Source organism: Pseudonocardia sp. GCM10023141, from assembly GCF_042653605.1.
On the sequence record NZ_JBHSIR010000058.1, the window covers coordinates 22,423 to 40,535 of the forward strand.

General features: G+C 73.2%; 18 protein-coding genes and 1 pseudogene. 8 read left to right on the top strand and 11 right to left on the bottom strand.

The features are described from left to right. Positions 1-13 precede the first annotated feature (13 nt). A complete protein-coding gene (locus tag ACFPFQ_RS33170; RefSeq protein ID WP_379625998.1) occupies positions 14-406 on the bottom strand; it encodes a response regulator in 393 nt (130 codons plus the stop codon). A gap of 176 nt (positions 407-582) precedes the next feature. Here ACFPFQ_RS33170 and ACFPFQ_RS33175 point away from each other — a divergent pair, with 176 nt between their 5' ends. Further along, positions 583-2,127, top strand: a complete 1,545-nt coding sequence (locus ACFPFQ_RS33175; RefSeq protein ID WP_379626000.1) for a trypsin-like peptidase domain-containing protein — start codon at positions 583-585, stop codon at positions 2,125-2,127. Positions 2,128-2,181: 54 nt separating this feature from the next. Here ACFPFQ_RS33175 and ACFPFQ_RS33180 read toward each other — a convergent pair whose 3' ends face one another. Next, a complete protein-coding gene (locus tag ACFPFQ_RS33180) occupies positions 2,182-2,835 on the bottom strand; it encodes a LuxR C-terminal-related transcriptional regulator (RefSeq protein ID WP_379626035.1) in 654 nt (217 codons plus the stop codon). Between the two features lie 154 nt (positions 2,836-2,989). Here ACFPFQ_RS33180 and ACFPFQ_RS33185 point away from each other — a divergent pair, with 154 nt between their 5' ends. Further along, a complete protein-coding gene (locus ACFPFQ_RS33185; RefSeq protein ID WP_379626039.1) occupies positions 2,990-3,721 on the top strand; it encodes a hypothetical protein in 732 nt (243 codons plus the stop codon). Between the two features lie 474 nt (positions 3,722-4,195). Here the strand turns inward: ACFPFQ_RS33185 and ACFPFQ_RS33190 are convergent. The 3 genes and pseudogenes from ACFPFQ_RS33190 to ACFPFQ_RS33200 form a co-directional block, all read right to left on the bottom strand. After that, positions 4,196-4,399 (bottom strand): annotated as a pseudogene (locus ACFPFQ_RS33190) (histidine kinase dimerization/phosphoacceptor domain-containing protein); the annotation flags it as partial. A gap of 30 nt (positions 4,400-4,429) precedes the next feature. Next, positions 4,430-4,852 (bottom strand): membrane protein insertion efficiency factor YidD, encoded by a 423-nt coding sequence (gene yidD / locus ACFPFQ_RS33195; RefSeq protein WP_379626002.1) that lies wholly within the window; start codon positions 4,850-4,852, stop codon positions 4,430-4,432. A gap of 73 nt (positions 4,853-4,925) precedes the next feature. Next, a complete protein-coding gene (locus ACFPFQ_RS33200; RefSeq protein WP_379626037.1) occupies positions 4,926-5,000 on the bottom strand; it encodes a hypothetical protein in 75 nt (24 codons plus the stop codon). Between ACFPFQ_RS33200 and ACFPFQ_RS33205 the strand changes: the two genes are divergently transcribed. Next, positions 4,993-5,544, top strand: a complete 552-nt coding sequence (locus ACFPFQ_RS33205; RefSeq protein ID WP_379626004.1) for a glycosyltransferase — start codon at positions 4,993-4,995, stop codon at positions 5,542-5,544. The genes ACFPFQ_RS33200 and ACFPFQ_RS33205 overlap by 8 nt on opposite strands. Before the next feature lie 94 nt (positions 5,545-5,638). Beyond that, positions 5,639-6,856: a thiolase family protein gene (locus ACFPFQ_RS33210; protein ID WP_379626006.1), complete on the top strand. Its 1,218-nt coding sequence runs from the start codon at positions 5,639-5,641 to the stop codon at positions 6,854-6,856. 38 nt (positions 6,857-6,894) lie between these two features. Here the strand turns inward: ACFPFQ_RS33210 and ACFPFQ_RS33215 are convergent, their stop codons facing one another. The 3 genes from ACFPFQ_RS33215 to ACFPFQ_RS33225 form a co-directional block, all read right to left on the bottom strand. Continuing rightward, positions 6,895-7,551: a hypothetical protein gene (locus ACFPFQ_RS33215; protein ID WP_379626008.1), complete on the bottom strand. Its 657-nt coding sequence runs from the start codon at positions 7,549-7,551 to the stop codon at positions 6,895-6,897. Then, on the bottom strand, positions 7,548-8,297 hold the full coding sequence (locus ACFPFQ_RS33220) for a hypothetical protein (RefSeq protein ID WP_379626010.1): 750 nt from the start codon (positions 8,295-8,297) through the stop codon (positions 7,548-7,550). Before ACFPFQ_RS33220 ends, ACFPFQ_RS33215 begins: the two co-directional genes overlap by 4 nt. 191 nt (positions 8,298-8,488) lie before the next feature. Further along, positions 8,489-9,190 (bottom strand): copper homeostasis protein CutC, encoded by a 702-nt coding sequence (locus tag ACFPFQ_RS33225; protein WP_379626012.1) that lies wholly within the window; start codon positions 9,188-9,190, stop codon positions 8,489-8,491. Positions 9,191-9,223: 33 nt separating this feature from the next. Between ACFPFQ_RS33225 and ACFPFQ_RS33230 the strand changes: the two genes are divergently transcribed. Beyond that, positions 9,224-10,123, top strand: a complete 900-nt coding sequence (locus tag ACFPFQ_RS33230) for an ROK family protein (protein ID WP_379626014.1) — start codon at positions 9,224-9,226, stop codon at positions 10,121-10,123. A 90-nt stretch (positions 10,124-10,213) separates the two neighbouring features. Here ACFPFQ_RS33230 and ACFPFQ_RS33235 read toward each other — a convergent pair whose 3' ends face one another. Further along, positions 10,214-11,830 (bottom strand): serine/threonine-protein kinase, encoded by a 1,617-nt coding sequence (locus tag ACFPFQ_RS33235; RefSeq protein WP_379626016.1) that lies wholly within the window; start codon positions 11,828-11,830, stop codon positions 10,214-10,216. A 62-nt stretch (positions 11,831-11,892) separates the two neighbouring features. Between ACFPFQ_RS33235 and ACFPFQ_RS33240 the strand changes: the two genes are divergently transcribed. Beyond that, positions 11,893-12,066 (top strand): hypothetical protein, encoded by a 174-nt coding sequence (locus tag ACFPFQ_RS33240; protein WP_379626018.1) that lies wholly within the window; start codon positions 11,893-11,895, stop codon positions 12,064-12,066. 387 nt (positions 12,067-12,453) lie between these two features. Here ACFPFQ_RS33240 and ACFPFQ_RS33245 read toward each other — a convergent pair whose 3' ends face one another. Beyond that, positions 12,454-13,800 (bottom strand): 6-phospho-beta-glucosidase, encoded by a 1,347-nt coding sequence (locus ACFPFQ_RS33245; protein ID WP_379626020.1) that lies wholly within the window; start codon positions 13,798-13,800, stop codon positions 12,454-12,456. 10 nt (positions 13,801-13,810) lie between these two features. Further along, the gene (locus tag ACFPFQ_RS33250; RefSeq protein WP_379626022.1) at positions 13,811-14,587 is read right to left on the bottom strand and encodes a DeoR/GlpR family DNA-binding transcription regulator; all 777 of its coding nucleotides are present in this window, start codon (positions 14,585-14,587) and stop codon (positions 13,811-13,813) included. Between the two features lie 154 nt (positions 14,588-14,741). On the opposite strand from ACFPFQ_RS33250, the gene ACFPFQ_RS33255 reads away from it, so the two are divergent. Further along, on the top strand, positions 14,742-15,890 hold the full coding sequence (locus tag ACFPFQ_RS33255; protein WP_379626024.1) for a carbohydrate kinase family protein: 1,149 nt from the start codon (positions 14,742-14,744) through the stop codon (positions 15,888-15,890). A gap of 10 nt (positions 15,891-15,900) precedes the next feature. Further along, entirely contained in the window at positions 15,901-17,688 is a 1,788-nt protein-coding gene (locus ACFPFQ_RS33260; RefSeq protein ID WP_379626026.1) for an IlvD/Edd family dehydratase, read from the top strand. Positions 17,689-18,113: the final 425 nt, after the last annotated feature.

Genomic DNA, 18,113 nt, shown 5'->3' on the forward strand with positions numbered 1-18,113 from the left:
GCCCCGGGCGCGCTCAGGTGGTGGCGACGGTCGGACCCAGCTGCTCCCAGAGCTCGCGCAGCGCGTCCGTGCTCAGCGCCTCCTTGTTCAGGTACCCGGCGACGCCGCTCGCGCCTGCCGGTACCGCGAGGTCGTCGATGTCGTAGGTGGAGCAGAGCACCACCACGGTGCCGGGCGCGATCCGGACGACCCCGGCCGCGGCCTCGATGCCGTCGATCCCGGGCAGGTGGACGTCCATCAGCACCATGTCGGGGCGGAGGACACCCGCGGCGGTGACGGCTTCCTCCCCGGAACCGGCCTCGCCGGCGAGCTCGAAACCGGGCAGCCGGGCGAGCACCCTGGCGACGACGGCGCGGAAGGCGGGCTGGTCGTCCACCACCAGCAGCCGCACCGGATCCCCGTCCACGACGTCCAGTGTGGCCTGCGCGGGCACGGGCGACCAGTGCGCCCGCCCGCACCTGCGGGGTGGTACTGGCCCCACCCCCGTCGGCTGGGTGCTGCCCTCGTGGCCGACCCCGGTCGCGCTGCAGGGTTGGGCCACACCGCCGGACGGTCCGGCGACAGACCTGGAAGGCGCCCCCGATGGCCCCGAAGCCGACCACCTCGCCCGCCCGCCGCATCACCGCCGGACTGGCGACCGGTGTCGCCGTTGTCGCGATGACCCTCGCCGGCACCGGCACGGCGTCCGCCCAGACCGCACAGCCCCCACCCCCGACCGTGTCTCCCCAGCAGGCGTCCCCGCAGAACGCCACCCCGACGGAGCGGGCCGCCGCGCAGGTCCGGCCGGCCATCGTCTACGTCACGGAGTCGTTCTCCGCGTTCGTCTCCGACGAGACCGGCACGTTCTTCAACAACGGCAGCCCGTACCAGCTGTCGGCGACCTGCACCGGTTTCGGCGTGAACCCGGCGGGCTACATCGCGACCGCGGGGCACTGCGTCGACATCACCAGCCCGGACGGCATCCGGCTCGCGTTCGTCACGGCGGCGGCCAAGCAGGTGGCGCCCCTGATCGCGCTGCCGCTCGCGGACATCGTGGAGTTCGGGCTCGCGAACTGGTCGGTGGAGGGCAAGGCCAAGGGCTCACCGATCGACAGCACGATCACCGTGGTCTCCGGGTCGACGGCGCCGGGCAGCAAGGGCCAGGCGCTGCCGGCGCGGGTCGTGGACTTCCGGCCGTTCACCCAGGGCGACGTCGCGCTGCTCAAGGTGGAGGCCACGGACCTGCCCACGGTCTCCCTCGCGAGCGACGCCGACGTGCGCATCGGCACGCCGCTGCTGTCGGTCGGCTACCCCGCCAGCGCCGACGCCGTGACCGACCCCAGCCTGGAACCGTCCAACAAGGACGGTCAGGTCAGCTCGCGCAAGACGGTCGGTGGCGTGCCGGTCTACGAGACCAGCGCCGCGCTGACCCCGGGGATGAGCGGCGGCCCGACCGTCGACCTGACCGGCCGCGTGCTCGGCGTCAACAGCTTCATGCCGGCGGGGGAGTCGCAGGCGTTCAACTTCATCGCCCCGGCCACCGGGCTCTCGGAGCTGCTCACCCGCAACGGCGTGCGCAACGAGGCCGGTCCCGACGACACGCTCTACCGTGGCGCGCTCGACTCCTACTACGCGGGGCGCTACTCCGAGGCGATCGCCGGGTTCGACCGGCTGCTCCAGGTCGCGCCGCAGCACGCACAGGCCGCGCAGCTGCGCGCGGAGGCCGCCAAGGCCAGGGAGCGGTTCGGCGACCCCGTGCCGCCGCCCGCACCCGGCTCCGGGCTGCCGCTGGGCCTGTCCCCGCTGGTGTTCTGGTCGATCGCCGGTGGCGGGGGTGCGCTGCTGATCGGGCTGGCGGTGCTGCTGGTCGTCCTGCGGCGCCGGCGTTCGGTGCCGGCTGTGCTGGTCGACAACGCCGGGCTCGCCCACAATGCCGTGCCGCAGCAGCGGCCGGGTGCCGTCCCGATGTGGGACCCGGCCGGGCCCCAGGGTGGGTACTGGCAGCCGTCGGCGCCGCCCGCCGCTGCGATCGACCGTTTCGCGGCGACCGTCGTCATGGCCCGGCCCGCGGTGCAGAGCTGCCCGCGCTGCGCCACGTTGCTCGACGCCACCGCCGCGACCTGCCGGACGTGCGGTCTGGACCGGTAGTACGGACAGGAGAAGGGGCTCCCGCTGCGGCGGGAGCCCCTTTCGTCGTGTGGCCTATCGGTTCTGCAGGTAGACCAGCACCGCGCTCACCCGGCGGTTGAGGTCGCGCTCCTCCGAGAGCCCCAGCTTCGAGAAGATCGAGTTGGTGTGCTTCTCCACCGCGCGTTCGGAGAGCACGAGGGTGGCCGCGATCGACGCGTTCGACTTGCCCTGCGCCATCTCGCCGAGCACCTCGGTCTCCCGCGGGGTGAGCGCATCGAGCTCGGAGGGCTTCGTGCGGTTGGCCGCGACGAGCCCGTCGACGACAGCGGGATCGATCACCGACCCGCCCCCGGCGACCCGGCGGATGGCGTCGGCCAGCTCGTCGCCGTCGGCGACGCGTTCCTTGAGCAGGTAGCCGCGCCGGGCCGTGCCGTCGGCCAGCAGCGTGAGCGCGTAGGTCGCCTCCGCGTACTGGCTCAGCAGCAGCACCCCGGTGCCGGGCCGGCTGCGGCGCAGGCCGGCCGCGACCGAGATCCCCTCGTCGGTGTGCGTCGGGGGCATCCGGATGTCGGTGACGACCACGTCGGGGTCGTGTTCCTCGATGAGCGCCGTGAGGCCGGGCAGGTCGGGGGCCGAGCCGAGCAGTTCCAGGTCGTCGGCCGCCTGGATCAGCCGGACGAGCCCGTGGCGCAGCAGGGCGTTGTCCTCGGCGAGCACGACTCCGATCGGCACGGCTGCACTGTAGTGCGACGAATCCGCACCCCGGCATGCGTACTACCACCACCCCCCACTGGCCTGGAGACACGATCGAACTCGGCGCCCCGTCCGAGCAGAGTTCTCCTCATCAGCAACGGCTGATCACGACCGAGGAGATCCCCCGATGAGCACCACGACCGCCACCACCACCGCCACCGCAGCCCTCACCCCCGCCCCGACGAGCGTGGCCGTGGCGCCCGCCACCCGGTTCCGCCGCAAGGCGCTCGGGACCGCCGCCGTCGCCGGCGGGGTGCTCACCGCGGCCGGGTTCGCGGCGACGGTCTGGGAGACGGCGCCGGACAAACTGAGCTACCTGGACTCGCTGGTCGCGGACCCGATCCGCAGCCAGATCGCGGCGCTGCTGCTGCACTACGGCTACTACGGGATCGTGCCGGTCCTGCTCGCGCTCGGCATCATGACCCGGCGCACGTGGCGGGTCGGGGGCAACATCGGGTTGGCGCTGAGCATGGGCGGCGCGCTCGCGCTGCCCGGGCTGCTGGTCACCGACTTCTACGACATGGCCATCCGGCAGAACCTCCCGGCCGATCAGGCCGTCGCCGTCAGCGACGCCGCCGGGAACCTGCCACTGGCGGGCTTCGTCGGCGGCCCGCTGATCATGCTGACCTTCCTCGGCATGACCATGCTGGGCGTCGCGGCCTGGCGGGCCGGGTTCTTCCACTGGGCGCTGGTCCTGCCGGTGCCGGTGTCGGTCGCGAGCGTCCTGCTGCCCATCGGCGCCGCCACCGGTATCGCGCAGGGGGCGCTGCTGGGGCTCTTCATGATCACGGTCGGGATCGCGGTGTTCCGGATGACCGACCAGGAATGGGTGAGCGGCGCGCGGGGAGCCGGCCGCTGACCCGGCGAGGGGAGGGAGCGGGCCGGGTCGCTGACCCGGCCCGCTCCCGCGTATCCGTTCCACCGGTGTCCGTCCTTGTCGGGTCGTCGGCGGCGTGTGACCGCTACGACGGATCGACGCCAGTCCCGACTGTCCGTGCGCCTGCAGACCGACTTCGCATACCGTCGCCAGTCCTCGCACACGTTCCACACCCTGCGAACACGGGTAACGACGTGCGAAGTCGGGAAGTGGTCTGCGAAGACGGCGGTGGCGCCCGGCCACGCCAGCGTCCAGAGCCGTGGTGGCGTCGGCGTGCTTGCGCACGTTGGTGAGCCCCTCCTGCGCGACGCGGAACAGCGACTCCTTGGCGGCGGCCGGCAGCTCTCGCACCTCGCCCACGACCTGCAGCTCCGTCGCGATGCCTGCGGCCGAGCTGTCGGCCACCAGTGCGGCGAGCGCCTCCGGCAGCGGCGCCACCACCCGCTGCTCGCGCAGCGTGGCGACCGAGCGGCGGACCTCGGCCAGGGCAGCGCTCGCCTCGCGCTGTGCCTTCTCGAGCACCGCGTCGGCACGCGCGGGATCGGACGCGAGCACCGCGCGCGCCGCCTGCACCTGCATCTGGACGACGGTCTGGTGGTGGCCCAGCCCGTCGTGGATGTCGCGGGCGACGCAGGTGAGCAACGCGAGCGCCCGGGTCACCCGCTACTGTGCTGCGCGTGCCGGATCCGGTCAAACCGCCGGGTACCGCCCGCACCGGGCCACCCGACGCGCGGCCAGCCGCAGCCCCGACCGCGCCCCGCGCCTGCTGACGACGTCCACGGCGTAGGCGCTGCACGACGGCGTGCCCGGGCAGCGGGGCGCCCAGCGGCTCAGCCACCGCCGGTAGCCGCGCAGCCCGAGCCCCGCGACCGCGGTGCCGACCGGGCCGGGCAGCAGCGCGGCGACCACCACGAGCAGTGCCGAGACCCGGATGAGGCCCAGCAGTGGCAGGTCGCAGCCGCTGCAACCGTCGCACCAGCCGGTCGCCTCGCTCGCGGCACCCAGGCCGTCCGCGGCGACCAGGCCGGCGTCGGCGACGTTCGTCGTGCTCGCGTCGTCTGCCCGCTCGTCGTCTGCCCGCTCGTCGTCTGCACCGTGCTTCTCGAGATCCACCACCGGTCCGTCCCCTCTACCCGATCGGACCGATCGTCGCGGCGGGGAAGGGCTGACCACTATGACCGAATAGTCAGCTTTCTGTACCCATGCGCCGGGCGAGCTCGGCTCGCGACCGGATGCCGACCTTCGCGTAGCCGTTGCGCAGGTGGTACTCGACCGTCTTCGGGCTGCTCGGCTACCCGCAGGAGGAGCCGCTGTGCGTCGTCACGGTCGGCGGCTCCGGCGTCGGGACGGCGCTGCTGCACCGCGTGCTCGACGCGGTGTCGCTGGCCCGGATCGTCTCCGGCCTGCGGTTCGTCGTGGTGACCGGGCCGCGGATCGATCCCCGGTCGCTCCCGCGGCGGCGCGGCGTCACCGTGCGCGGCTACCTGCCGGACCTGTACCTGCACCTCGCCGCCGCCGACCTCGCGGTGGTCCAGGGCGGGTTGACCACCTGCATGGAGCTGACGGCGGGCGCCACCCCGTTCCGCTACGTGCCGCTGCGGCACCACTTCGAGCGGAACTTCCACGTGCGGGCCCGGCTCGAACGCTACGTGGCGGGCCGGTGCCTGCCCTACGACCAGGCGGTGGACCCGCACGCGCTGGCGGCGGCGATCGGGGAGGAGCTCGGCCGGAAGGTGGCCTACCGGCCGGTGGAGCCGGGTGGGGCGGCGGCGCGCGCCGCCGCGCTGCTCGCCGAGCTGCTGTGAGACGTCGCTCTCCTCGAACGGACATCTACGTCCTGAGTCCTATGATGAGACCATCTGGATATCAGAGACGTATCCAGCTTGACGAGGAGATCTCATGCGCGATGCAGTGATCGTCGAAGCGGTCCGGACGCCGGTGGCGAAGGGCAAGGCGAACGGGGCCTACGCCGACGTGCATCCCGTCGACCTGCACGCACACGCGCTGCGCTCCGCCGTGGAGCGGCTGCCCGGCCTCGACCCGGCCGAGATCGACGACGTCATCGGCGGCGCGGTCGGCCAGGTCGGCGAGCAGAGCGGCAACACCACCCGGTTCGCGGCGCTGGCGGCAGGGTTCCCGGAGTCGGTCGCGGGCGTCACCGTCGACCGGCAGTGCGGCAGCAGCCAGCAGGCACTGAGCTTCGCGGCCCAGGGCGTCGTGGCCGGGGCGTACGACATCGTCGTCGCCTCCGGGGTGGAGTCGATGAGCCGGATCCCGATCGGCAGCTCCGGGTTCGGCAGCGACGGTCAGCGGGCCGACGTGGCCGGGCCGTCGATCGCGCGGCGCTACCCTGGTGGGCTGATCCCGCAGGGTGTGAGTGCCGAGCTGATCGCCCGCAAGTGGGGGCTGAGCCGGGCACAGCTCGACGAGTTCGCGCTGGCCAGCCACCGGAAGGCCGCGGCGGCCTGGCAGGAGGGCCGGTTCGCCGGTGAGGTCACGCCGCTGAAGGTCACCCACGCCGATGGGAGCGTCACGCAGCTCGACGTCGACGAGACGGTGCGGCCCGGTACGTCCCTCGACGCGCTGGCCGGCCTGCGCCCCGCGTTCGCGGACGAGCGGTGGACCGAGCGGTTCGGCGACATCGACTGGCGGGTCACGGCCGGCAACTCCAGCCCGATCAACGACGGCGCGGCGGCACTGGTCGTGACCACGAGCGAGATCGCGCAGCAGCGCGGCTGGCGCCCGCGGGCCCGGATCCACACCGCCACCGTGGCGGGCGACGACCCGATCTTCATGCTGACCGGGGTCATCCCGGCCACGGCCAAGGTGCTGGCCAGGGCCGGGCTGACGATCGCCGACATCGACGCCTTCGAGGTGAACGAGGCGTTCTCCTCGGTGGTGCTGTCCTGGATCGCGGAGACCGGTGCCGACCCCGCGAAGGTCAACGTCAACGGTGGCGCCATCGCGATCGGCCACCCGCTGGGAGCCAGCGGCGCGCGGCTGGCCACCACCCTGCTCGGCGTGCTCGAGCAGACCGGTGGCCGCTACGGGCTGCAGACGATGTGTGAGGCAGGCGGTACCGCCAACGCCACCATCATCGAACGGATCGGTGCCTGAACCGGTCGAATTCCTCCAGGTGAATCAGCCCGGGTGAATCAGACCGAAAGAAGGCGATCGAAGAAACTGCGGTAACGGCGCAGCGCGAGTCGCAGATCCTCGGTGGACGTCGTGTCGGAGTCGATTCCGCGCTCGATGTCCTGGCGCTGATTGTGGAACAGCGACTGCAGTTCCTCGAGCAGTTCACCGACCAGCTGGTCGGCCTTGGCGACGGCCTGGCGCGGCTCGTCGACGAAGTCGCCCTTCACCGCGTCCCAGCGGCTGCCGTACTCGGCGGCGCGCTGCTGGGGCACGAGCTGCTCGCGGGTGCCGTCGTCGGCGCTCGTCGCGCCGGCGGCGGTCGTCTCAGCGGGGGTCGCAGCTGCAGGGGCCGAGGCTGCGGGACGGCCCGCACCGTTCGTCGGGACCCCGGCCGGGTCCACACCACGACCCGGGTCGGTGTGGCTCGGGGTTTCGGTGTGGCGGGGGTCGGTGCCCACTTCCCCGGTGCCAATTCCCCCGGTGCCCAGGTCCCCGGTGCCCAGGTCCCCGGGTGCGAGATCGCTGCGCCCGGGACCGTTGCGGTCCAGGTCGCCGGGTCCCAGGTCGTCGTTCCCGCGGTCCCGTCCCAGGTCGTCGCGTCCCAGGTCGTCGCGTCCCCGGTAGCTGTGGTTGACGTCGGTGCCGGTGCCGGTGTGCTCGGTCGGTCGGGTCATCGTGTGCGCTCCTCGGTCGGGCGGGCGGACTCGGTGTACTCGTCGGCGCGGTGCCCGTTCTCGGTGTGGCGGTCGGCCGGGTAGTGGAGGCCGTCCGGTGTGTCGGCGGGGGCATCGCCGTCGGCGTGCCGCCCGTTGGTGCGGTTGTCGCGTGCGGTGTTGTCGCGTGCGGTGTCGTCGTGCGCGGTGTCGTCACGATGTGCGGTGTCGTCGCGACCCAGCAGGGCCTCGACCAGCGACCGGTAGGACGTGAGGGCCGTGCGCTGGCGCTCGGTGTCCATCTCGCGTCCGACCGACTCCTCGCGGACCGTGTGGGCCTCGCGGTAGTGGCGGACGACGTCGGCGTGGTCGACGGAGATGTCCTCGGCGCGGCGGTCGAAGTCGTCGACCGGGTAGCCGCGGGCGTGCATCACGTCGACGACGAGCTTGTCGGCGTCGTGCAGCGCCCGGGTCGGGTCGTCGACGAAGCCGCGCTGCACGGTGTCCCAGGTGTGCTGGAACCCGCTGCGCTCCTGCGACGTCAGGTCGCGGATGTCGAGCTTGTCGCGGCGCTGCTGGCGGGCGCGCAGGTCGGACTCGGCCTGGCGACGGTCACCGGTCTCGGTCACGCGGTGCTCGTACTCGGGCCCGAACTGCTCCTGCAGGCGTTCGGACTGCCGCTTGCGCATGAGCATCACGCCCATGGCTGCCACGGCAGCGACGAGCACCACCGCGACAATGATCAGAATGACTACGGTGGTGTCCACCGTGGAACCTCCCGGATTCGCATCACTCGAGCGAGTGATGGTCTGGGAGTCGGATGCCCGATCGATCTCCGGTGTGAAACATCCGGACCCGACCCGCGGCGAATTCATGGTGATTCGACGCGAATGCGCCGCGGGACTGCTCCGATCGGTGGTAGATCGGTCTGTTATCGGAGCATCCGGGGTACGGCCAATCAGCGCGTGAGCCTGCGCAACTGCGCCACGGCGTCCGGGTCGGTGTCGAAGCGGTCGAACCCGGCGGGGACCCCGATGCCCGCGTAACCGCGACCGGCGCCGACCGGCGCCCGGGGCGCGGCGTGCACCGCGGGCGCCCCGGTGCCTGCCAGCACCGCGCGCACGTTGTGCGCCCGCACGCCGCCGCACGCCATGACCGTCAACCGGGCGGTGGCGACGAGCGCCGCCACCACCGCGACGTCGACGTTCGCGGGCCCACCCGAGGTGAGCACGCGGTCCACACCCAGCTCGGCCAGCTCGTCGAGGCCCTTGGCGAGGTCGGGGAGCTGGTCGAACGCACGGTGGAACGTCACGGGCGCACCGCCCGCGGCGGCCACGAGACCGGCGGTGGCCTCCTGGTCGAGCGTGCCGTCGGCGGTGAGTGCGCCGACCACCACCCCGGTGGCACCGGCGTCGAGGCTGCACCGGACGTCGTCGCGCATCACGGCGAGCTCGCCCGGTCCGTACGCGAACCCGCCGGGGCGCGGGCGCACCAGCACGTGCACCTGCGCGGCGCCGGCGAGCGGGACGGCCGCGGTGACCAGGCCGATACTGGGTGTCAGGCCGCCCTCGGCCAGCGCCGCACACAGCTCGATACGGTCGGCGACGGCAGCGACCTCGACGCCGTGGAGGGTGTCGACGCTGATCTCGAGCTCGGCCACGGCAGGAACGGTAATGACGCACGGGAGCACCGCATGAGTTGGCTCGGCATCGACATCGGCGGCACGAAGATCGACATCGTGCTCTGCGACGACGAGCTGCGGGAGATCGACTCGCTGCGGGTGTCGTCGGACGCCGGCCAGGGCGGGGACCGCCTGCTGGACAACGCGATCGGCGCGGCGGCCCGGCTGACCGGCGCGGCCGTCCGCGGTATCGGGGTGGCGGCCGCAGGTGTGATCGATCCGGACACCGGCGAGGTCCGGCTGGCCAGCGACACCTTCCCGCGCTGGTCGGGCACGTCGCTCGCGACCGAGCTGGGCAAGCACTTCGCGGTGCCCGTGACGGTCGACAACGACGCCAACGCGTTCCTGTTCGGCGAGGCGCGCAGCGGGGCCGCGGCCGGGACGCCGGACGCGCTGGCGATCACCCTCGGCACCGGGGTCGGCGGCGCGATCCTGCTCCGGAACCGGATCTGGCGCGGCGCCCACGGCTTCGCCGGGGAGATCGGGCACACCCCCGGCTACAGCGACGACCTGTGCACGTGCGGCGCGGTCGGGCACCTCGAGACGGTTGCGGCGGGCCCGTCGATCGCCCGCCGGTACGCCGCGCGCAGCGGCCGCTCGGAACGGCTGGCGGAGATCGCGGCCCGCGCGGCGCAGAGCGACCCCGCCGCGCGACAGGCGTTCGACGATGCGGGCACGGCCGTCGGGAAGGCGATCGGCACGGCCGCGGTGCTGCTGGACTGCCCGGTCGTGGTGCTGGGCGGCGGCGTGACCCGGTCCTGGCCGTTGCTGACCGAGGCGTGTGCCGCGGCGTTGCAGACGTTCACGCTCGGGCACGGTGCCGGCATCGCCGTGCGGCTCGGGGTGCTGGGGGAGCGGGCCACGGCGCTCGGGGCGGCGGCGCTGGCGGCGGCCGATCTTCCAGCGGGGTGACATCGCTGACGTCCGCCGACGACCGCGCCGACCCCGTGGCCACCGCGCCGATGTCGAGACGTTGGCGCGGTGGCGATTTGGTTGGCGCGGTCAGTCGGCGGGGACGGCGACGTGCGCGGTCGGGCCGAACGTGGTCGCGACGACCAGCGTGCCGCCCACCCGCTTGCACGACGCGACGGCGACGTGGCAGGGCCGGGCGACGGAGCCGGGCAGCAGGAGGCCGCCGTCGAGCTGGTAGCGCATGTTGGTGATCTTCCACGAGGTGGCGGCCGGATCGGTGGGCGTCTCCGGGGCCCGGTCCGCGCGCACCACCACCATCGCCTCGGTGGTCCCCGCTGGCCACGCGAACTCCAGCACCCCCGTTGTGGAGAGTGTGAGGTCCCCGATGGCGGGGAAGTCGAGCGCCGCCGGCGCCACCGCCCGCGGCGCGGTGCGCACCATGTCCGACACCGTCGACCCGGACCGGGCGACGACCCCGTACACCGGGACGTCGGCGCCGGGCGCGACGGCCCCGTCGACCATGATGGTCGACGCGGTGCGCCCCAGCACCTGCCAGCGCCCGTCGGGGGCGAGCCGGGAGACCTTGTACTCGACCGGCTGCGCACCCCCGGGCGTCCAGGAGATCGTGATCGACGAGTCGTCGGTGCTGCGCTCGGCGTGCACGTCGACCGGTGCCGGTGCCGATTCGGGCGCAGCTGCCGGTAAGGGCTCAGGTTGGGGCCCGGTCCGGCGGGTCGGCTCTTCTGCTTCCACCGGGGGTTCGGGGAGCGGCAGCGTCGGGGGCAGGGGACGCCGGGCGGGTGCGGCCGGGGGAGCCGGTCGCGGGCGGGGCCGTGGCGGGGCGACGAGGGCGGCCCGCAGCGCGGCGACGAACGCCGCGCAGTTCGGGAACCGGTGATCGGGGTGCTTCGCCGCGGCCCGCACCACGGCGGCGTCGACCGCGGGTGGCAGGTCCGGTCGCAGCAGGCTCGGTCGCGGCGGGTCGGCGGAGAGGTGCGCGTAGATCACGGCGGCGGTCTCGTCGCGGGGGTAGGGCGCCCGGCCGGTGAGGCAGCGGTACGCCAGGCAGGCCAGCCCGTACTGGTCGGAGCGCCCGTCGAGCCACCGGCCCTCGATCTGCTCCGGTGAGCAGTAGTGCACCGTGCCGAGGAAGTAGCCGGCCGAGGTGAGGTCGGTGCCGCCCGCCGCCGCGCCCTTGGCGATGCCGAAGTCGCACAGGTAGACGTGCCCGTCGTCGCGCGGGCGACCGGTTCGCGAGATCAGGACGTTGCCCGGCTTGACGTCGCGGTGGACCAGCCCGGCCTCGTGCACGGCGTCGAGTGCATCGGCGATCGGGCCCAGCACGGCGCACACCCGCTCGATCCCGAGCCTGGTCTCGCGCCGCAGCACGGCGTCGAGGTCCTCGCCCTGGACGAACCGCATCGAGAGGTAGAGGACGCCGTTGGCGTGCCCGGCGTCGTAGATCGGCACGACGTTGGGGTGCTCCAGGCTGGCGGCGATGGCGGCCTCGCGCTCGAACCGGCGCCGGTAGTCCTGGTCGGCGGCCAGCGGCGGGGGGAGGACCTTGAGCGCGACCGTGCGCCCGAGGCGCAGGTGGGTGGCCCGGAAGACCACTCCCATGCCGCCCTCGCCGATCAGCGCGTCGATGCGGTGCCCGGCCACCACGTGCCCGACCCAGCCCGCGGCGGTGGCGCTCTGCTGTGGCACGGGCGGTCCGTCCTCCTCTCGGGCGTCGACGATGCCTTCGACCGGCTTGGAGCCTACGGGGCGTGACCGCGGTGGCGCCGTGGCGTGCCGTGCTCCGCCACGGCAGGGGTGCGCACCACATCCGGTTGCCCGCGCGCCGGACATCTGCTGGTGTGTGGACCGTGATCGGGGAACTCCTCACCCGCCGCCGGCACGTCGACTTCTGCCGGTTGGGCACGGGCGCGTGCCGGGGCTGAGCAACGCCCCGCCACCCGATCATCGCGTCCGAAAGGCTCTGCCGTGCTCACAGCACACTGGTTCCTGCCCACCTACGGCGACGGCCGCGAGCTCGTCGGGGGAGGGCACGGGGTCGGCGTCGGCTCCGCGGGCGGCGTCCGGCCAGCCTCCATCGGCTACCTCACGCAGATCGCCCGCGCCGCCGAGCAGGTCGGTTTCGCCGGCGCGCTGACACCGACGGGCGCGTGGTGCGAGGACGCCTGGCTCGCCACCGCGATGCTGGTGGCCACAGACCGAGCGGCTCGACCGCGTCGAAAGTCGACTTCAGACCGACTTCGCACGGTTTCGCACGTCGTCGCACACAGTGGACGGTGTGCGACGACGGGTGTGGGTGTGCGACGTGGAACTCAGGAGCCCAGCACGGCCGCCACCCCGGGGAGGGTGGCTCGGTAGCCGTCGAGGAGTTGCCGGGCGACGTCGAGGGAGTCGACGAGCGGGTGCTGCGCGAACGCGCGCAGCGCCACGGCGGCCGAGCCGGTGACGGCGGCCTCGATCGTGTCCTGCTCCACGGCCTTGACCTGCTGGAGCAGCCCCAGCTTGGCGCCGTCGAGCGGCGCGGTGGCCAGCGGTGCGACGCCATGGGCGCCGACCACGCAGGGCACCTCGACGACGCCGTCGGCGGGCAGTCCGGGCACGGCGGTGCCGTTGCGCACGTTGAGGATCATCGTGCGGGGGCTGCCGCCCGACAGCGCGTCCATCAGGTCAAGCGCCACCTGCTGGTAGCCGCCGGCCTCGACGTCCGCGGCGGCGCGTTCCTCGCCCGCGTCGCGGCTCTCGGCCATGTAGCTGGCGTCGCGGGCCGCGCACGCCTGCGACCAGGACTCGAGCGCGGTGGCCGGGGCGGCGGCGACCGCGGCGTAGAAGGCCTCCTGCTGGATCTGCAGGTACTCCCCGCGGGTGCTCGACGCGGCCTTGATCGCCTCGACGGCCTCGCGGTTGCGGTAGAAGTAGTAGAGGTACTCGTTGGGCAGTGCGCCGATGCTGCGCACCCAGTCGGCGCCCACGAGCGCGGCCTCCTCGATGCCGGCCAGCGCGCGGTCGTCGGCGAGGAGCGCGGGTAGCCGATCGACGCCGTGGACCCGCAGTGCGCGCAGCCAGCCGAGGTGGTTGAGCCCCACGTAGTCGGCGACGGGGGCGGTGCCGGTGATGCCCAGTGCCGTGGCGGCCCGGCGGATCAGCCCGACGGGGGAGTCGCAGATGCCCACCGCGCGCTCGCCGAGCACGCCCTGCATGGCCTCGGTGATCATGCCGGCCGGGTTGGTGAAGTTGATCAGCCAGGCGTCCGGGGCGACGGCGGCGACCCGCGTGGCGACGTGCAGCGCCACGGGGATCGTCCGCAGGCCGTACGCGATGCCACCGGGCCCGGTGGTCTCCTGACCGAGCACCCCGAGATCCAGTGCCACCCGCTCGTCGGCGATGCGTCCCGCGAGCCCGTCGACCCGGATCGCCGAGAACACGAAGCGGGCGTCGCGCAGGGCGTCGTCCAGGTCGGTGGCGATGCGGACGGCCGGCGCCCCTGAGACCGCGGCGGCGAGTTGCCGGAGCACGGCGTCGATGGCCGCCAGCCGCGACGTCGACGGATCGTGCAGCACCACCTCGGTGACCCTGCTACCCGCTACCGAGTTCGATGCTGCCAGCGCCCGATAGACGAGCGGTACCCGGAACCCGCCGCCGCCCAGGATGGTCAGCCTCACTGCCGCCCCGTCATGTCAGCCTGATCTCCGTACCCGCCTGCGCGCAGGCGGCGAGCGTCGCCGTATCGGCACCGTCGTTGGTGATGATCATGTGTACCCGCTCCGGTCCGCACACGGGGGACAGGCCGGAACCGGGGAACTTGCCGCGGTCGGCGAGCACCACCGTCTGCTCGGCCGAGTCGATCATCTTGCGCTTCACCGGCACCTCGACCAGCGTGGAGTCCATGACCTGCCCGTCGGGCCGGATGCCGCTGGTGCCCAGGAACAGCCGGTGGGCACGGACCTCGCACAGCGCCTGCTCGGTGAGCATGCCGACGAACGAGAGGTAGTTGCGGCGCAGGATGCCGCCCAGCACGAGCAGCTCGACGGCGGGATCGTCGCGCAGCTCGTCGACGACGGCGAGGCTGCTGGTGATCACCGTGATCCGCCGCCCGCGCAGCAGCCGCGCGAGCCGGGCGGTGGTGGTGCCGATGTCGAGCAGCACGACGTCGCCGTCGGAGACGAGCTCGGCGGCGGCGCGGGCCACCCGCTCCTTGTCGTCGGCGTCGATCCCGGCGACCTCCTGGAACGTGGTGGGGTGCCCGCAGTCGCACTCGGCGCCGCTGCCCGCCAGGCTCCCGGCGCCGCCCCGCACGCGGCGCAGCACGCCGTCGGCGTCGAGGCACTGCAGGTCGCGGCGGATCGTGGAGCGGCTGACGCCCAGCCCCGCGGCCAGTGCCTCCACGGACACGACGCCGGAGGACCGCACCATGCGGATGATCTCCCCGTGACGGCTCGCCGGCAGCACGCCGATCACGGTAGCCGCCTGGGCCCGGCGCGAACAACCAGTTGCGCGCACAACTGCGCAGCAACGCCCAGGAACGTGCACGCACTGTTGCCAAGACCCGGGGGAACGCGCACGATGCGGAGACCGGCAAGTCGGACGTGGCGGGAGGTCGCCGGTGACACAGGCACTACCGCCCGACGCACCCCACAAGCCCGTGTGGTGGGACCCGCTGGCACCCACCCGCGGCACCGACGGCCCCGCCGTCGACGTGTTCATGGCCGGCACCGTGTTCCTGGACATCGTCTTCACCGGCCTGCCGACATCGCCGAAGGCCGGCACCGAGGTCTGGGCCGCGGGGATGGCGTCGTGCCCCGGCGGGATCGCCAACCTCGCCGTCGCCACGTCGCGGCTGGGCCTGCGCACCAGCCTCGCCGCCGGGTTCGGCGACGACGTCTACGGCGACTTCTGCTGGCAGACCCTCGCCGGCCAGGAGCGCGTCGACCTCTCACGCTCGCGCCGGTTCGCGCAGTGGCACTCACCGGTCACCGTGTCCATGGCGGTGGAGCGCGACCGGAGCATGGTGACCCACGGGCACGAGCTGCCCGTCGCCTACGACGAGCTCATCGGCAGGCCACCGTCGTGCCGCGCCGTGATCACCAGCATCGGCGAGGGCGGCGGTGATGCGGCGCTGGCGGAGTGGGTCGGTGTCGCCCGCAGGCGCGGAGCGCTGGTCTTCGCCGACGCCGGCTGGGATCCCACCGGGGTCTGGGACCGCGGCCTGTTCGCGGCGCTGCGCGGCTGCGACGTCTTCATGCCCAACGCCGTCGAGGCGATGAGCTACACCCGCACCGACAGCCCGCGCGCGGCACTGCACGCGCTGGCCGAGCACGTGCCGCTCGCCGTCGTCACGTGCGGTGGGGACGGCGCCATCGCGCTCGACGCGGCCACCGGTGACGAGGCGGCCGTGCCCGCGCTGCTCGTCGACGCGCTCGACCCCACCGGTGCCGGCGACGTGTTCGGCGCCGCGCTCGTGCTGGGCACCATCGCCGGCTGGCCGCTGCGGCAGCGGCTCCTGTTCGCCGGGGTGTCGGCCGCGCTGGCCGTCCAGGAGTTCGGCGGCTCGCTCGCCGCACCGGGCTGGGGCGACATCCGCGACTGGTGGCTCGGCGTGCGCCTGCGCGCCGCGGCCGGGGAGCCCGACGCGGAGGTCCTGCGCGCCCGCTACGGGTTCCTCGACACCGTCGTGCCCAGCACGCACGTCTGCGGCGTACGTCGCGCGGTGGCCACGATCGCCCGCCTCGGAGACCTGACGCGACCGGCCTGATCGTCGTAGCGTGACCGGCGTGACGCTGCGCAGCCAGGCCTGGTTCGACAACCCCGACAACCCCGCGATGACGGCGCTCTACATCGAGCGCTACATGAACTGGGGACTCACCAGGGAGGAGCTGCAGTCCGGGCGTCCGATCATCGGCATCGCCCAGACCGGCTCCGATCTCTCCCCGTGCAACCGCCACCACCTGCAGCTGGCCGACCGGGTGCGGGAAGGGATCCGGGAGCAGGGCGGCCTCGCGTTCGAGTTCCCGGTGCACCCCATCCAGGAGACCGGCAAGCGCCCCACGGCGAGCCTGGACCGCAACCTCGCCTACCTCGGGCTCGTCGAGATCCTCTACGGCTACCCGCTCGACGGCGTCGTGCTCACCACCGGCTGCGACAAGACCACCCCGGCCTGCCTGATGGCCGCGGCCACCGTCAACATCCCGGCGATCGTGCTCTCGGGCGGGCCGATGCTCAACGGCTGGTTCAACGGGGAGCGCACCGGCTCCGGCACCATCATCTGGAAGGCTCGCGAGCTGCTGGCCGCTGGCGAGATCGACGACGCCGGGTTCGTCGAGCTGGTGGCGTCGTCCGCGCCGTCACCGGGGCACTGCAACACGATGGGCACCGCGTCCACGATGAACGCGCTGGCCGAGGCGCTCGGCATGAGCCTGCCCGGCTGTGCCGCCATCCCGGCCCCGCACCGCGACCGCGCGCGCATGGCGTACCGCACCGGCCGTCGCATCGTCGAGATGGTGCGCGAGGACCTCAAGCCCTCCGACATCCTCACGCGCGAGGCGTTCGAGAACGCGATCGTGGTCAACTCCGCGATCGGCGGCTCCACCAACGCGCCCGTCCACATCACCGCGATCGCGCGCCACATCGGCGTCGACCTGCCGCTCACCGACTGGCAGCGCGTCGGGCTCGAGGTGCCGCTGCTGGTGAACATGCAGCCCGCGGGGGAGTACCTCGGCGAGGAGTTCCACCGGGCAGGCGGTGTGCCCGCCGTGGTGCACGAGCTGATGGCACACGGGCTGATCCACGAGGACGCACCCACCGTCAACGGCACGACGATCGGGGAGAACTGCCGCGCCGCGGCCAGCGGCGACGCCGACGTGATCCGCCCGTTCGCCGAGGCCCTGCTGCCCGATGCCGGGTTCCTCGTGCTGCACGGCAACCTGTTCGACAGCGCGATCATGAAGACGAGCGTGATCTCGCCGGAGTTCCGCGCGCGCTACCTCTCCCACCCCGACCACCCCGGCGTGTTCGAGGGGCGCGCGATCGTCTTCGACGGCCCGGAGGACTACCACCACCGCATCGACGACCCCGAGCTGAAGATCGACGACGACTGCATGCTGTTCATCCGCGGCGCCGGCCCGCTCGGCTACCCCGGCGCCGCCGAGGTGGTGAACATGCAGCCGCCCGCAGCGCTGATCAAGCAGGGCGTGCACGCGCTGCCGTGCATCGGCGACGGCCGCCAGTCCGGCACGTCCGGATCGCCGTCGATCCTCAATGCCTCACCGGAGGCTGCCGCAGGCGGTGGACTGGCCCTGCTGCGCACCGACGACCGCGTCACGATCGACCTGGTCGCCGGCACCGCCGACATGCTGCTCTCCGACGAGGAACTCGCCCGGCGCCGCGCCGAGCTGGACGCCGCAGGCGGCTATCCCGTCCCGCCGTCCCAGACCCCGTGGCAGGAGATCCAGCGGGGGATGGTGGAGCAGCTCCGTGACGGGATGGTGCTGGGGCCCGCGGTTGCCTACCAGCGGGTGGCGCAGGCGATGGGGATCCCGCGGGACAACCACTGAGGTCCCCCGTTTCGCCGGGAATGGGGCGGTGCTAGGTGGGTCGGGGATGGCTGATTTCGCCATACAGGCACGGTGATTTCGCAGTCCCGGCACGCTGATCTGGCAGCCCCGACACGCTGAGGAGAGGGGCCGCAATGGGCTGCGGTGCAGGTCAGGACCCGAGTCGCGACAGATGGCCCGCGAGTTGGGACGGATGGGCCCGCGAGTTGGGACGGATGGGCCCGCGAGTTGGGACAGATCGACCCGCGAGTTGGGACAGATCGACCCGCGAGTTGGGGCGGATGGGCCCGCGAGTTGGGACGGATGGCGCTTGTTGACGTGCTTCCGATGGCGCGGGCGGATGATTTCGCCGTTTTGACACGGTGATTTCGCGATCTCGGCACGGCGATGAGGGGATCCGTCGCGCCGGCGGTGGGGGGTCACGG

Excerpts from the sequence above, each read along its gene's own strand:
- ACFPFQ_RS33175 (WP_379626000.1), top strand. The coding sequence starts at position 583 with ATGGCCCCGAAGCCGACCACCTCGCCCGCCCGCCGCATCACCGCCGGA.
- ACFPFQ_RS33185 (WP_379626039.1), top strand. The coding sequence starts at position 2,990 with ATGAGCACCACGACCGCCACCACCACCGCCACCGCAGCCCTCACCCCC.
- ACFPFQ_RS33210 (WP_379626006.1), top strand. The coding sequence starts at position 5,639 with ATGCGCGATGCAGTGATCGTCGAAGCGGTCCGGACGCCGGTGGCGAAG.
- ACFPFQ_RS33215 (WP_379626008.1), bottom strand. The coding sequence starts at position 7,551 with ATGACCCGACCGACCGAGCACACCGGCACCGGCACCGACGTCAACCAC.
- ACFPFQ_RS33230 (WP_379626014.1), top strand. The coding sequence starts at position 9,224 with ATGAGTTGGCTCGGCATCGACATCGGCGGCACGAAGATCGACATCGTG.